This window comes from Domibacillus indicus, from assembly GCF_000970685.1.
Classification (GTDB): domain Bacteria; phylum Bacillota; class Bacilli; order Bacillales; family Domibacillaceae; genus Domibacillus; species Domibacillus indicus.
Genome location: NZ_LAJB01000004.1, coordinates 84,906 through 99,826 on the forward strand (window position 1 = coordinate 84,906; position 14,921 = coordinate 99,826).

The following is a 14,921-nucleotide window of genomic DNA, read 5'->3' on the forward strand; positions in this document are numbered from 1 at the left end:
TTACACGTTTTCAACGACTGGCATTTTTTTCTCTGTAAATGCGGCATATTTTGCGTCAGCCGTTTTCATTCCTTGCTGCTCATAGTAAGAAATGGATTTCATCATTTCTTTATATTCATAAGGGATAACACGGATAAAGTTGTGTTTTTCCGCTTCCCAGTTTTTAAGAATAGATGCAGCCAGTGGACTGCCTGTCCAATGCACATGGCTTGTGATAAGCATTTTTAATTCCGTCTCTTCCCGGATGCCGTCCAGTGATTCTGTTAAAACCATTTCACGATTTATGCGGCTTTCTGCCCGTGCACGATCTGGAGCATAAAGGTAAGCAATACCGCCTGACATACCTGCGGCGAAATTACGGCCTGTTGCACCAAGAATGACTACGCGGCCGCCTGTCATATACTCACATCCGTGATCGGTAATACCCTCAACAACAATGTCTGCACCGCTGTTTCGCACTGCAAAGCGGGTGCCGGCGCGTCCATTGATAAACGCTTCGCCGTTTGTTGCTCCATATAAGTTGACGTTTCCGCAAATTGCATGCTCATGCGGCACAAGGTCTGCGTTCTGGTGTGGACGAACGACAAGACGTCCGCCTGATAAACCTTTTCCAAAATAATCATTGGCATCGCCATTTACAGTGAATGTCAATCCTTTTGGAAGGAATGCACCGAAACTTTGTCCGGCAGATCCATTAAAAGTGAATTGGACTGTATTATCCGGCAGGCCATCTGCACCGTAAGCCAGTGTGACAGCTGAACCAGTGATTGTACCGGCAGCCCGGTCTGTGTTAATAATGTCAAATTCTCCCGCAACAACTTCTTTGTTTTCAAGCGCAGGACGAACGGCATCTAACAGGAGACGGCGGTCAATTGTACGGTCTAATTTGTAATCCTGTTCCGTTGTTTTGTACTGTTTTTGGCCTGGTTTAAGCGGCGTCATATACAGGAGAGGGAACAGGTCTAAATATCTTGCTTTTGGATGCAGTTCTTTCCGAGCGTGTGCTTTTAATACTTGCTTTTGTCCGATCAACTCGTCGATTGTACGGAATCCAAGCTCTGCCATCAATTCACGGATTTCACGTGCAACAAATGTTAAGTAGTTAACAACGTGATCAGCATTGCCGGTAAATTTCTCACGAAGCGCCGGGTTTTGAGTAGCGACACCAACCGGACATGTATCCATGTGGCACACGCGCATCATGACACAGCCGAGAACAACAAGAGGAGCTGTCGCAAAACCGAATTCTTCGGCTCCGAGAAGAGCTGCTATTATAACGTCACGGCCGTTCATTAACTTGCCGTCTGTTTCAAGCGTTACTTTTTCACGAAGGCCGTTCATAAGAAGAGTCTGGTGTGTTTCAGCCAGGCCGATTTCCCAAGGAATGCCGGCGTGTTTAATACTTGTTTTTGGAGAAGCACCTGTACCGCCTTCATAGCCGCTGACAAGAATAACATCTGCCAGGCCTTTTGCTACACCGGCTGCAATTGTGCCAACACCTGTTTTTGCTACAAGCTTTACATTAATACGCGCATTGTGATTAGCGTTTTTTAAGTCATAAATAAGCTGGGCCAGGTCCTCGATTGAATAAATATCATGGTGAGGTGGAGGTGAGATCAATCCAACTCCCGGCGTTGAGCCGCGTGTTTCCGCAACCCAAGGGTAAACCTTTTTGCCTGGCAGGTGTCCGCCTTCACCCGGCTTCGCACCCTGTGCCATTTTAATTTGAATTTCTTTTGCTGTATTCAAGTACTCACTTGTTACACCGAAACGGCCGGATGCAACTTGTTTAATGGCACTTGAACGGCTGTCTCCATTGGCATCCAGTGTATAACGGTCAGAATCTTCGCCGCCTTCACCGCTGTTGCTTTTTCCGCCTAAACGGTTCAAAGCAATTGCCAGTGATTCATGCGCTTCTTTACTAATTGAGCCATAAGACATTGCGCCTGATTTGAACCGTTTAAAAATGTTTTCAAGCGGTTCAACTTCATCAAGCGGAATGGACGGGCGTGCTGTGAAATCAAGATCCAGTAGGCCGCGAAGGAACATAATGTTTTCATCGTTTACCAATGAGGAATATTGTTTATACAGCTCATAGTCATTTGTGCGTGATGCATGCTGAAGCATGTGAATTGTTTTTGGGTTAAACGCATGTTTTTCACCTGTGCGTCTCCAAACGAATTCGCCGCTTGAATCAAGCGTCGGATCGCTGAATTCACCTTTGCCAAACGCATTGTAATGACGAGCGAGTGTTTCAGCTGAAATAACATCAAGGGTAATACCGCCAAGCGCTGAAGTTGTGCCGGTAAAGTATGTTTCAATCACATCATGCCCGATGCCGACTGCTTCGAAAATTTGTGCACCGCGGTAGCTTTGTACCGTTGAAATTCCCATTTTCGCCATAACTTTAATAATGCCGCTTGTTGCTGCGTAGTTATAGTTTTTCTCTGCTTCTTCTGCTGTCATATTCGGAATTGTGCCATCTGCTACCATTGAGCGAAGAGACGCAATGGCAAGATACGGATAAATGGCATCAGCACCATAGCCGATTAAGCAGCAGAACTGGTGTACATCGCGCGCTTCCGCTGTATCAAGAACAAGGCTGACATTCGTACGGCGCCCTGTTTTAATTAAGTGATGGTGAAGGCCGCTTACCGCCAGAAGGGCAGGGGCCGCTGCTTTTTTGCTTGATACGCCCCGGTCAGACAGAATCAAGATAGAAGCACCGTCCTCGATCGCTTTATCTGCCTGTTCAAACAATTGTGACATTACATCTGATAAATCGACTTTTTCTTTTGCATTAAACAGAAGCGAAAGGGCGGCTGTTTTAAATGCCTCTTTTTTATTTAAAGCAATTTTATTCCATTCTTTTTCACCAAGAATTGGTGTCTCCAAGCGAATGCGGCGGCTGTTTTGGGCAGAAGGAGTTAAAATGTTTCCTTCGTTGCCAAGCAGAGTCATCATTGACACAACATTGTCTTCGCGGATTGCGTCAATAGGAGGATTCGTTACCTGGGCAAACAGCTGCTTAAAGTAGTTATATAAAAGCTGCGGACGTTCTGATAAAATCGCCAGCGGCGCATCGTAACCCATTGAACCGATCGGGTCTGTTTTTTCAGTAGCCATTGGCGTGATTTGCTTTGCCAATTCATCATACGTATAGCCGAATGTTTTGTGAAGGTTCAGCATTTCAGCTTCGGTAAATGACTCTTCTTTAGCGTCAGCTGGGTCCTCAAGATCTGTAATGTGCGCCAGGTTATTGTCAAGCCATTCACGATACGGCTTGGCTGTTGTAATTTCCTGCTTAATTTCTTCATCAGATACAATGCGGCCTTCTTCTAAATCAACAAGAAGCATTTCGCCGGCACTTACTGTTTCTTTTTTCACGATACGCTTTTCATCCACTTCAATTGTACCGACTTCTGAAGAATAAATAATATGATCATCATCTGTTACGTAATAGCGCGCTGGACGCAATCCATTACGGTCAAGAATCGTACCGATTTTTCTTCCATCTGTAAAAGAAATGGAGGTTGGTCCATCCCATGGTTCCATTAAGCAGCTATGGTACTCGTAAAATGCAAGTTTTGGATCTGCCATATGCGGATCACGGTCCCATGGCTCAGGAATAAGCATCATCGCTGCATGCGGAAGTGAGCGTCCTGATAATGTTAAAAACTCAATTGCGTTATCCAGCATAGCGGAGTCACTGCCGTTTGTATCAATGATTGGCAGAAGATCTTTATATTGATCGCCGAATAATTTTGAGTAGCCGGCTTTTTCGCGTGCCTGCATCCAGCTTACATTGCCACGGTTCGTATTAATTTCCCCGTTATGAATCAGGTAGCGGTACGGATGCGCACGTTCCCAGCTTGGGAATGTGTTTGTACTAAAGCGTGAGTGAACAAGTGAAAAAGCTGACTGGTAATCTTCTTTCGCAAGATCAATATAATATTGGTCAATTTGCTCAGGCGTCAGCATTCCTTTATAAATAATTGTCCGTGTTGAGAAGCTCGGAATGTAAAATGTGCCTTTTACGTCTGGGTTGTGGCCAATTTCATTCTCGATGCGTTTTCTCATTATATAAAGAGCGCGCTCAAAATCTTTTTCTGTTTTATGCTGCTTGCTTTTTTCGACAAATAACTGCATTACATATGGGGCGATAACAAGGGCTTCTGGTCCCGCTGCTTCCGGGTTGACCGGTACGTCACGCCAGCCAAGCAGTTTTAAGCCTTCTTCATGAATAATTAATTCAGTTTCTACTTGAATTTGTTCCCGTTCTTTTTCATTTTTCGGCAAGAAAAACATTCCAACCGCATACTCACATGGAGCAGGCAAAGTAATGCTCAAGCTTTCACATTCTTTACGGAAAAAATCATCGCAAATTTGCAGCATAATCCCTGCACCATCGCCTGTTGTTCCGTTCAAATTGCCTCCGCGGTGTTCAAGACGGCAAAGCATGTGAATACCATCCTGCACAATTTTGTGGGATGGACGTCCTTTTATATTAGCGATAAACCCAATACCGCATGCATCATGTTCATTTTTAGGGTCGTATAACCCCTGCTTTTCAGGGTAACCGTATAGATTCATGTTGTGCACCTCCGCGTTCAAATCATCTTTCTCTATTAATATTTATTGTAAAGACGATAAATGATACAATCAATATATTGTTAACAAGTTATTCATCTCAAACTGATATGATTCGAGTCGAAGGGAGTGGATAAAAATGGAGATGAGGCAGCTGAAATACTTTATGGAAGTAGCGCGACAGGAGCATGTGACAGAAGCTGCATTTTCTCTGCACGTTGCCCAGTCTGCGGTAAGTCGGCAAATTGCCAAGCTTGAGGATGAGCTGGGGGTGGAGCTTTTTGCTCGGGAAGGGAGAAGTGTACGTTTAACGCATGCCGGCCGTATTTTCTATGATCACACGGAAATAGCAATGGAAGCGATTGACAAAGCCGTGCAGGCAATTGAAGATTATCTGAATCCGGAAGCAGGAAAAATCCGTCTCGGCTTTCCTAACTCACTTGCCACGAAAACGTTGCCCCGGGTTATTTCCGCTTTTCGAAACCAATATTCGGATATAGGCTTTGACTTTAAGCAGGGCTCAAACCGTGAGTTACGTGAACTGGTGGAGAAAGGGGAAATTGATCTGGCATTTGTATCGCCTGTGCCGGAGTCAACAGCAGAAATTAATACTCATATTTTTTTCTCTGAACATATGAGGGCGCTAATCCCAACCCACCACCGTCTCGCTAAGCAGGACTCCATTAACTTACGGGATTTAATGGACGATCAGTTTGTTTTGTTTAGAACGGGCTATGATATGAGGGCGCTCGTTATTGATGCCTGCAGAAAGGTGAATTTTGAGCCTGCTGTCGCATTCGAAAGCGAAGACATTTACACAATTAAAGGGCTGGTTGAAGCAGGGCTCGGTGTCAGCCTGCTGCCGGAAACACTTTTAATTGACCAGACTCCGATGGGAACAGTCAGTATACCGGTTAGTGTACCGAGGGTGACGAGAACAGTCGGTGTTATCATGACAAAGTCCCGGGCGCTGCCGCCATCTGAAAAATTGTTTTATGAATTTCTTATCAAGTACTATAACAGGCTGAACGAATTTAGTTTTTAAAAAAACAGCGCTGCGATGCAGCGCTGTTTTTTTTATTATGCCCAGTTCCCATTACGAAAAACAGGGACTCGTGTGCCGTCTGCTTTAATGCCGTCAATATGCATTTCAGCGGAGCCGATCATAAAGTCAACATGGGTAATGCTTGTGTTTAAACCGTTTTTCTCCAGCTCGTCCTGAGACATTTCTTTACCGCCTTCAATGCAAAATGCGTAAGCACTGCCAATGGCTAAATGATTAGAAGCATTTTCATCAAACAGCGTGTTGAAAAATAAAATACCCGCGTTCGAAATAGGGGAGTCATGAGGAACAAGTGCAACCTCACCTAAATAATGAGAGCCTTCATCCGTATCGACGAGCTGTTTTAATACGTCTTCACCTTCTTGAGCCGCCACATTTGTAACCCGTCCGTTTTCAAATGTAACGGTGAAGCCATCGATAATGTTACCTGCATAGCTGAGCGGTTTCGTCGCTGCCACATGGCCATTGACACCTGTTTTAACAGGAACCGTGAAAACCTCTTCCGTTGGCATATTGGCCATAAAGCTGTGTCCGTGCTCGTTCGTGCTGCCTGCTCCTACCCATAAATGTGTGTCAGGAAGATCAATCGTCAAATCAGTTCCCGGAGCTGTATAGTGAAGAGATGTAAAATGATGCTCGTTTAAAACAGCCACTTTTTCACGAAGACGTTCATCATGCTCTTTCCATGCCTGGACTGGATCGGCCTGGTCGGCACGGACCGCTTTGAAAATTGCTTCCCAGAGTGCTGGAACCCGCTCTTCCGCCGGCAGTTCGCTGAATACTTTATCTGCCCAGTCCCGGGAAGGAGCCGCTATAACTGTCCAGCTTACTTTATCAGATTGAATGTATTCGCGGTATTTCTTCATCGCGGTGCCGGCCGCTTTTTGGTAAGCTGCAATCCGCTTTCCGTCGACTCCTTTTAACAAATCCGGCCCGGAGGAAACAATCGACATAAACGCTGCTCCTTTTTCGGCAAGCGACTCCATCATCTGTTTATTCCAGTCAGGGAATTCATGAAAGGCTTCATCAGGTGCAAGCGTATACTTCAGCTTAGAGACAGTGTCATCGCTCCAGTCAACATAAACATGTTTTGCACCGGCTTTGTAGGCTTTTTCGACGATGAGGCGGACCAGCTCGGCCGAATCAATCGCTGCCCGTATAACCAGAGTCTGGTCTGGCTGTACATTCACACCTGTTGTAACCGCAAGCTGTGCGTATTTTTCTAATTGTTCCTGAAAAGTAGTCATGAACATTCTCCTTTATAAAGTAGTTTATTTGCTTTATGAAAAAACGCTTCCCTAAGTGCTGGAAGCATCGGCTTCTAAAAAAATCCGAAGCATATCTTTATCCGCCAAAAAGTCATTCAAGGTGTACCGGTCAAGTACGGCAAGGAATGCCTGCATGGCTTCTACAAATACATGCCGCAGCCCGCAAATAGGCGTAATCACACAGCGCCCGGGATCGACAAAGCATTCAACAAGATGGAAATCATCCTCTGTTTGCCGGACAACCTCTCCAATATTAATGTCCGAAGGGTGCTTAGCCAGCCGGATGCCTCCGTTGCGTCCCCGGATTGTTTCAATATAACCAAGTTTGCCAAGTTCATGCGTTACTTTCATCAAATGGTTTTTTGAAATGTTGTATGCATCAGCAATTTCTTTAATATTAGATAATTCATCTTTTTCTTTTGCACCAAGAAAAACAAGCATCCGAAGAGAATAATCCGAATAAAGTGTTAATTTCATTTTCCTCACCCGTCCTATATACCTATTATGGCATGTTAAAAGATGGCTGTGCAATTGTGAACAATTTTTTAAACATATATTTTAAATATTGTTTTTGTGAAAGATTTAACATATAAATAAGATGTATAGAAAATACATCTTTAAAGAAATGGGGAGAACAATTATGCTTTCACAAAAAACAATTGAAATTGTTAAATCAACTGCTCCAGTTTTAGAAACCCATGGTGTAGCCATTACTACTTATTTTTATAAAACAATGTTTGAAGCGCATCCAGAACTTCTTAATATTTTTAATCATGCCAACCAGTCAAAAGGGCGCCAGCAGACTGCGCTTGCCAACACAGTTTATGCAGCAGCAAAATACATTGATCAATTAGAAGTATTGCTTCCGGCGGTAAAACAAATTGCTCATAAGCACCGGAGTCTTGCTATTAAACCGGAACATTACCCCATTGTAGGAGAATATCTGCTAAAAGCGATTAAAGGAGTGCTCGGTGATGCCGCAACAGACGATATTATTGAAGCATGGGGAGAAGCATACGGCGTAATTGCCCAGGTCTTTATTGATGTAGAAAAAGAAATGTACGAGAAAGCCGAGCAGCAGCAAAACGGCTGGAAAGATTTTAAAGATTTTGTTGTGGATAAAAAAGTGAAAGAAAGCTCGCTCATTACTTCCTTTTATTTGAAAGCAAAAGATGGGGTGCCAGCACCGGATTATTTGCCCGGCCAGTATATTACAATCCGCACCGCAATTCCAGACGAAGAATTTTTATTGAACCGCCAGTACAGTTTGTCTCAAGCTCCAGGAAGTGATTTGTTCCGTATTTCTGTTAAACGTGAAGCAGATCATGATCCTCAGGGAAAAGTATCGAACTTTCTGCATGATCAGGTAAACGAGGGAGACACTCTCGAAGTAAGTGCACCGGCTGGCGACTTTTATATGGAACCGGGAACTTCTCCGGTTGCTTTGATTGCAGGCGGTGTGGGCGTAACACCGTTAATGTCAATGCTCGGCTTCATTGCAGAAAATGAGCCGGGCCGCAAAACAGCTTTTATTCAAGCAGCCCGCAATAAAGAAGCACATGCATTTGGCAATGAAGCAGCCGCGAAAATCAGCCAGTTATCAGCTGGAAAGCTGTACGTTGCTTACGAAGAGAAGAAAAGCGAAACAGACGTATGTGATGTAACCGGCTATATTAGCAAAGACTTTTTAAAAGAGAACATTGATCCGGACAGTATCTGCTATGTTTGCGGACCTGTGCCGTTTATGCGGGCGGTTGTCCAGCACTTGACGGAGCTGGGCTTTGATGAACAAAGCATAAAATACGAATTTTTTGGCCCGGCACTTGTGTTACAGTCATAACTGAAAATGGGAGAGTCCTTTTAGGACTCTCCCATTTTCATTCTGGTGAAATAAAATCCTGTTTATATCTCCATCAGATTAAATCCAGCATATTTATGAACGTCCGGGACTTCAGCAAGAAGGAGAGCGTACCGAGCTTGGCTCAAGCGTAGAAGAGGCGGTATCTGCGGGGCTCCGCTTTTCGCGGCGAAGCCGGATCTCACAGTCCCGCAGAAGTCTGCGCCCTGCGCCAGCCACCCTGGTCGAGAGAGAAATTCAGCTGGTAATGTCCAGTTGGTTTTCTTTTTCTAACGAGCAAGAGAAGAACGAATATGTTTTTTATGCCGCTTTTTAGAAACACAACGGTCGGAGGAGACTTCCATGGGACGAGCGGGCAGGTGAAACAGACGGCGCAGCGTGCCGGGTGGTTCACTGTTCGCGCAGCCGGCAGACCGCAGCCCTGGCACTGCTTTTAGAAGAAAAGAGCCATTTCTAGTCCATAAAAAGAAGGCGGTTTTAGCTCGAAAATGGAATATCTTCTTGACGATTCTCCGGTTTCTGCTTAAGATCCGTATTTTTTCTCCATATAACGGGCTTCTAGCGTATCAGGACATTCGGGCCGGCTGATTAAATAGCCCTGAATAAAGTCACAGCCTAATTTTTTTAAGACATTCATTTGCTCCTGTTTTTCCACACCTTCTGCTACAACAGATAATTTAAAAAGCTTCGCCAGCTGAATAATCATTTCTACCAGTGCCTTATCCTCGAAAGAATCATGAACCCCATCAATAAATGATTTATCAATTTTAAGCGTATCAATAGGAAGCTTCTTTAAATAAGTAAGTGAAGAAACGCCGGTGCCAAAATCATCAAGAGAAATAGCAATACCTGCTTTTTTTAAGTCTGCAATAATGTCGAAAGCAGCTTCAAACCGAGACATAATTGCTGTTTCCGTTATTTCCAGCTCCAGGCACCGGGCATCAAGTTGATAATAATGAAGAAATTCACTAATCATTTTGGGAAGACGGTCCGATAAAAACAATGGGGCTGAAATATTAACGGCAACTCTCTTAATTGGATGCTCTATTTGTTCCCAATGTTTCATTTGACGGCAGGCTTCATTTAAAGTCCATTTAGTTAAGTCAAAAATAAACCCGTTTTTTTCAGCAATTGGAATAAATACAGCTGGAGAAACAGCGCCATGAAGCGGGCTTTTCCAGCGGATAAGAGCTTCAGCAGAATCGATAAAGCCTGTATGAACATTGAATTTTGGCTGGTAGCTCAAATGAAATTCACCCTGTTCAAGAGCACTTCGGAAGCTCATCGCAAGCTGGCGCTCTAAATCTTCTTGATGAAAGGATGCATGATACAGGGCAATGTCGTTTTTTCCATGTTTCTTTATATGATCCAGTGCCCGTTCGGCATGAAGCAGCAGTGTATGAGAATCAGCTCCATCGTCCGGAGCCAGAGCAACGCCTGCTGAGTAAGTAAGATGGACCGGCTCGCCACATATATGAAAAGGATTTTGTAATGATAAAAATTGATCAGAAAGCATTGAGTAAATTTCCTGTCTGCTATATGTACCGGGAATAGCGAGGGCAAACCTGTTTCCCTCTATCCGTGCAGCCAGGCTGTGGCCGGGAGCCGAAAAAACAAGACGCTGAGAAAATTCAGCTATTAATGTATTGCCGCTTTCATATCCGTATTTTTCATTGACCCAGCTGAAATTGTCAATATCAATTAAAACGACAGCAATCGGCAAATTAAGCGGGGTAGTCCGGGCATTAATAAACTTTTGCAGGCTTCGGCGGTTTGGAAGCCGGGTCATAGAGTCTATTCTTTCAAGGCGAAATGAAATTTTTTTATGAATGAAAAACGAAACTGTTACAAAAAGGAAAAAAATAAAAAATATAATTGGAATCATAGGATAAAAGACCTCTTTGGATTTTGAATGATTGTATTTTATCAAATAAATGTAAATACAGTGATAAGAAATTATTAATTTTTAAACGTTAAAAAATGTAGAATGTAACAGTTTTGCCATACTCTTTTTTTGTCGAAACGTGTAAAATATTCCTTAACTGAATAATAGTAAAAAAGTCTATGGAGATAAGGAGCTAGTATATTATGGATAAATCTTCTCTGATTGGTATTATTTTAGCCATCATTGCGGTCGGAGTCGGAATGGTTGCCAAAGGAGTCAGCCCGGCTGTTCTTATAAATCCGGCTGCGTTTTTAATTATTGTGCTTGGTACAGTGGCAGCTGTAACAATTGCATTTCCGGGTTCTGATTTAAAGAAAGTGCCTAAATTGTTTGGCATTTTGTTTAAAGATCAAAAAAGCTTAAGCCCCCAGGAAGTGATCGGGTTATTTACAGGGTGGGCCGAGCTTGCCAGAAAAGAAGGCCTGCTTTCGCTTGAACCAAAAATGAATGAAATTGAAGATGATTTTTTGAAAAACGGCATGAGCCTTGCAGTAGACGGCCAGAGTGCGGACTACATCCGTGATGTGCTCAGTGAGGAAATTGCCGCAATGGAAGACCGTCACACAGCAGGAGCTGCCATTTTTACTCAGGCCGGGACGTACGCACCGACACTCGGGGTACTCGGAGCTGTGGTCGGCTTGATTGCCGCACTTGGCAATATGAGTGATACTGACGCGCTCGGACATGCCATTTCGGCAGCATTCGTGGCGACGCTGCTCGGTATTTTTACCGGTTACGTATTATGGCACCCATTTGCAAATAAATTAAAGAGAAAATCGGCAATGGAAGCGAAAGTAAAAGAAATGATGGTTGAAGGTATTCTTTCGATTCTGGAAGGAGAGGCCCCTCGCGTTCTTGAGCAAAAGCTTGCTTCATACCTGCCGGCGGATGAAAAAAGAAAACTGCTCAATTCCGATGAAGGAGGACAGGGAGATGGCCAAGCATAAGCGGCATAAAAAGCATGAAGACCACGTTGACGAATCATGGCTGATACCGTACGCGGATTTGCTGACCCTTCTGCTGGCTTTGTTTATTGTTTTATTCGCGAGCAGCTCTATTGACGCTCAAAAATTCCAGGCAATTGCCTCCGCTTTTAATAATGAACTGGAAGGTGGAAGCGGTGTGCTTGATTTTCCAAGCCCCGTTTCAAATCCTTCTATGTCTGAAACTGAAGAACAGGAAAATTTAAAAGCGGCCGACCGGAAGGAACTGCAGGAAATGCAGGAAAAAATGACTGCTTATATCAAAGAAAATAATTTAGAAGATAAAGTGGAAACTGCGTTAAGCGGTGAAGGGCTGCTGCTGCGTATTCGTGATAATGTTTTATTCAGCTCGGGCGATGCTGAAATCCAGTCTGCCCAGATTCAAAGTGCGCGGGATATTTCAAAGCTGCTGATTATGGATATTCCGCGGAATATTATTATCAGCGGGCACACAGATAATATTCCAATCAGCACGGTGCAATATGATTCGAACTGGGAATTAAGCGCCATGCGCGCAGTTAATTTTATGAAGGAAATTTTAAAGAATGAGCAGCTTGACCCGCGCCTTTTCAGTGCAAAAGGATACGGTGAATATCAGCCGATTGCCTCCAATGATACGGAGCCGGGACGAGCGCAAAACCGGCGGGTGGAAATTCTGATTTTGCCGCAGGGAGAAACGGATCAATCAACAAATTCATCAAGCCAAAAATAGAAAGGGGCACACTCCCTTTCTATTTTTTTGTTTAAAGGCTGGAAGCCCGGGTAAACTTTTTATTGTAAACAAAAAGGAAAGTAAAAAGAAAGGGGAAGTCGATACAATGGGTAAAAAAATTGCTGTACTAATAACAGATATGTTTGAAGATGTAGAATACACGGAGCCAGCATCCGCTTTTAAAGAAGCGGGCCATGAACTTGTTACTATTGAGAAAGAAACTGGAAAAACGGTAAAAGGAAAGCAGGGAGAAGCGTCAGTTACAATCGATAAAAGTATAGATGACGTAAGCTCGGCTGATTTTGACGCACTGTTACTTCCAGGAGGATTTTCTCCCGACCAGCTTCGTGCCGATGACCGTTTTGTCCAATTTACAAAAGAGTTTATGGATGCAAAAAAACCTGTTTTTGCTATTTGTCATGGACCGCAGCTGCTAATCACAGCAAAATCGCTTGAAGGGCGTGACGCAACAGGATATAAATCAATTCAGGTAGATCTTGAGTATGCCGGTGCGAATCTTCATGATAAAGAAGTGGTTGTCTGCCAAAATCAGCTGGTTACAAGCCGCCAGCCTGATGATATTCCGGCGTTTAACCGTGAATCGTTAAAGCTGCTTGCTCAATAACAGGCAATATTCGTTCAAAAAAGTCCATTACGCAATCCTTAAGACTGGCGACTTTGTCGCCAGTCTTATTCTGTTTGAAAAGGGATATGTAACAGTTCTTATTCGGCTTTTATAAACGATCAATTTATGAGATTTTTAACCGGATATTCTCCAGGCGAAAAAGAACCCTGTTACTGCTTTTTTCAAAAAATATCATTTTTTTAATGTCAATTATATGTATAATAGGTTATAGGAACTATTATTTTTTTCTCATAAAGGAGTGTCATCATATGAAAAGCTTACAGGGGAAACTTTTATTAAGTTTCAGCATTTTAATTTTGTTAGCAGTCCTCATTTCAGCTGTGAATTTCTTTTCACTGTCAAACTCAAATAATAGTATTGAAAGTTTGACGCGATTGCTGAATGACGAAAGTATTTCAGCTGAACAAGTACAGCAAGCAGCGGCAGAGAGTGAAAGCGCTATCGATTCTGGGCGGCGGGCAGTAGCAGTTAGTTTGATACTGGGAATTTTGTCAGTGGCCGCCGGACTTTTATTAATAGTGAGAAATGTCCGCACTGTTACTCGTCCGTTGAAAGAAACCGCTTTTCAAATGAAAGAGATGGCCGCCGGGCGTTTTGAAAATGAGCCGCTTCAAGCAAGAGGGAATGATGAAGTGGGCCAAATTATTTTAGCAATGAATGAATTGAACAGCCAGCTTGGCTCGATGTTTTGTAATATAAACAGCGTCTCTGAAAAAGTAGAAAAAGAAAGCGCAGTGCTGCATCAGGAGTCAGAACGGGCTCAAGAAGAGACGGGCCAGGTTGCGGCAATGATGGAGCAAATGTCGGCGGGTGCCGAAGAGCAGGCACGGTCGGCGGCTGCTTTAACAGAAATGTTTGGGAAGTTTGTAGAGGATATTTCGGTTGCCGCTATGAGCGGCGAGGAAGTAAAACAAAGCGCCACAGATATGGTCTCTCTAACCAATGAGGGAGAGAACGAAATGAAGCAGTCTGTGGAGCAAATGAATATTATTTATCAAAACATGACAAATGCCCTTGAAAAAGTAAAAGGGCTTGATGACCGTATGAAGGATATTACAGAGCTTGTGAGCATTATTCGGCAAGTAGCAGAACAAACCAATTTGCTTGCCTTGAATGCAGCCATTGAAGCGGCTCGTGCAGGCGAGCATGGGCGGGGCTTTGCGATTGTAGCGGATGAAGTGAGGAAGCTTGCCGAGCAGGTGGCTCAGTCCATTACAGGGATCAATCATATTATTGAAAGTGTGCAGCAGGAGTCAACAGAGGCGGTTGTAACACTTGAAAACGGTTATGGCCTGGTAGCTCAAGGAAGCAGCCAGATTACCGGCACTGGCAGAAAGTTTAGCGAAATAAAAGAACGAATCGGCCAGGTAAGCTCGAATATCACTTCTATCTCAGACTCGCTTTATATAGTTATGGATCATACAGTAAAAGTAAATCAGTCTATTGCGAATATTGCTGCCGTTTCCCAGGAGTCAGCAGCAGGAATTGAGGAAGCGGCAGCCAATGTCCAGCAGACAAACCGGTCGGTGGACGCTATTTCACATATTGCTGCCGAGCTTGACAAGCATACGGCTGAATTAAGCGGACATGTTGAAAAAATCAAATCGGAAAGCCGTCAGAAGGAAGACAGTGTTGTCAAGGAGTTGGAAGAATCAGAGAAACAGCCGGAGGAGGAATAATATAATAGAAAAAGATACCTGCTGTGCAGGTATCTCAGGCTGTTGACAAACGCTTGCTTTCGGCGTCACTTGCCGTCTGTGAATGCTCACGACCCCAAAAGGTCACTCCGCTTCCCAGCCGGCCGCATTCCTGGAAAGCCAAACGTTTTCAATCAGCCTGCTTTCTAACTTCGTCTA

10 protein-coding genes are annotated in these 14,921 nt (G+C 43.8%); 6 read left to right on the forward strand and 4 right to left on the reverse strand.

The genetic code is table 11. From position 1 onward, the window contains the following. A complete protein-coding gene (gene gltB / locus VP98_RS07635; RefSeq protein WP_046174790.1) occupies positions 1-4,593 on the reverse strand; it encodes a glutamate synthase large subunit in 4,593 nt (1,530 codons plus the stop codon). A gap of 136 nt (positions 4,594-4,729) precedes the next feature. Between gltB and VP98_RS07640 the strand changes: the two genes are divergently transcribed. Continuing rightward, positions 4,730-5,635, forward strand: a complete 906-nt coding sequence (locus tag VP98_RS07640; RefSeq protein WP_046174791.1) for a LysR family transcriptional regulator — start codon at positions 4,730-4,732, stop codon at positions 5,633-5,635. 35 nt (positions 5,636-5,670) lie between these two features. On the opposite strand, the gene VP98_RS07645 is transcribed toward VP98_RS07640, so the two are convergent. Then, the gene (locus VP98_RS07645) at positions 5,671-6,900 is read right to left on the reverse strand and encodes an aminopeptidase (RefSeq protein WP_046174792.1); all 1,230 of its coding nucleotides are present in this window, start codon (positions 6,898-6,900) and stop codon (positions 5,671-5,673) included. A 51-nt stretch (positions 6,901-6,951) separates the two neighbouring features. Then, positions 6,952-7,398, reverse strand: a complete 447-nt coding sequence (locus VP98_RS07650; RefSeq protein WP_046174793.1) for an RrF2 family transcriptional regulator — start codon at positions 7,396-7,398, stop codon at positions 6,952-6,954. A 163-nt stretch (positions 7,399-7,561) separates the two neighbouring features. On the opposite strand from VP98_RS07650, the gene hmpA reads away from it, so the two are divergent. Next, positions 7,562-8,761 (forward strand): NO-inducible flavohemoprotein, encoded by a 1,200-nt coding sequence (gene hmpA / locus VP98_RS07655; protein WP_046174794.1) that lies wholly within the window; start codon positions 7,562-7,564, stop codon positions 8,759-8,761. A gap of 541 nt (positions 8,762-9,302) precedes the next feature. Here hmpA and VP98_RS07660 read toward each other — a convergent pair. Then, complete coding sequence (locus VP98_RS07660; protein WP_197076571.1) at positions 9,303-10,568, reverse strand: putative bifunctional diguanylate cyclase/phosphodiesterase; 1,266 nt, start codon at positions 10,566-10,568, stop codon at positions 9,303-9,305. Between the two features lie 299 nt (positions 10,569-10,867). On the opposite strand from VP98_RS07660, the gene motA reads away from it, so the two are divergent. From motA to VP98_RS07680, 4 genes are all read left to right on the forward strand, one after another. Next, on the forward strand, positions 10,868-11,671 hold the full coding sequence (motA, locus tag VP98_RS07665; protein ID WP_046174795.1) for a flagellar motor stator protein MotA: 804 nt from the start codon (positions 10,868-10,870) through the stop codon (positions 11,669-11,671). Then, positions 11,658-12,419, forward strand: coding sequence for a flagellar motor protein MotB (gene motB, locus VP98_RS07670; protein WP_046174796.1), 762 nt, complete (start codon positions 11,658-11,660; stop codon positions 12,417-12,419). The genes motA and motB overlap by 14 nt, the downstream gene beginning before the upstream one ends. A 106-nt stretch (positions 12,420-12,525) precedes the next feature. Next, positions 12,526-13,044, forward strand: a complete 519-nt coding sequence (locus VP98_RS07675) for a type 1 glutamine amidotransferase domain-containing protein (protein WP_046174797.1) — start codon at positions 12,526-12,528, stop codon at positions 13,042-13,044. Between the two features lie 269 nt (positions 13,045-13,313). Next, positions 13,314-14,744 (forward strand): methyl-accepting chemotaxis protein, encoded by a 1,431-nt coding sequence (locus VP98_RS07680; protein WP_052712182.1) that lies wholly within the window; start codon positions 13,314-13,316, stop codon positions 14,742-14,744. Positions 14,745-14,921 lie beyond the last annotated feature (177 nt).

Excerpts from the sequence above, each read along its gene's own strand:
- VP98_RS07680 (WP_052712182.1), top strand. The coding sequence starts at position 13,314 with ATGAAAAGCTTACAGGGGAAACTTTTATTAAGTTTCAGCATTTTAATT.
- VP98_RS07640 (WP_046174791.1), top strand. The coding sequence starts at position 4,730 with ATGGAGATGAGGCAGCTGAAATACTTTATGGAAGTAGCGCGACAGGAG.
- motA (WP_046174795.1), top strand. The coding sequence starts at position 10,868 with ATGGATAAATCTTCTCTGATTGGTATTATTTTAGCCATCATTGCGGTC.
- hmpA (WP_046174794.1), top strand. The coding sequence starts at position 7,562 with ATGCTTTCACAAAAAACAATTGAAATTGTTAAATCAACTGCTCCAGTT.
- gltB (WP_046174790.1), bottom strand. The coding sequence starts at position 4,593 with ATGAATCTATACGGTTACCCTGAAAAGCAGGGGTTATACGACCCTAAA.
- VP98_RS07650 (WP_046174793.1), bottom strand. The coding sequence starts at position 7,398 with ATGAAATTAACACTTTATTCGGATTATTCTCTTCGGATGCTTGTTTTT.
- VP98_RS07660 (WP_197076571.1), bottom strand. The coding sequence starts at position 10,568 with ATGACCCGGCTTCCAAACCGCCGAAGCCTGCAAAAGTTTATTAATGCC.
- VP98_RS07645 (WP_046174792.1), bottom strand. The coding sequence starts at position 6,900 with ATGACTACTTTTCAGGAACAATTAGAAAAATACGCACAGCTTGCGGTT.
- VP98_RS07675 (WP_046174797.1), top strand. The coding sequence starts at position 12,526 with ATGGGTAAAAAAATTGCTGTACTAATAACAGATATGTTTGAAGATGTA.
- motB (WP_046174796.1), top strand. The coding sequence starts at position 11,658 with ATGGCCAAGCATAAGCGGCATAAAAAGCATGAAGACCACGTTGACGAA.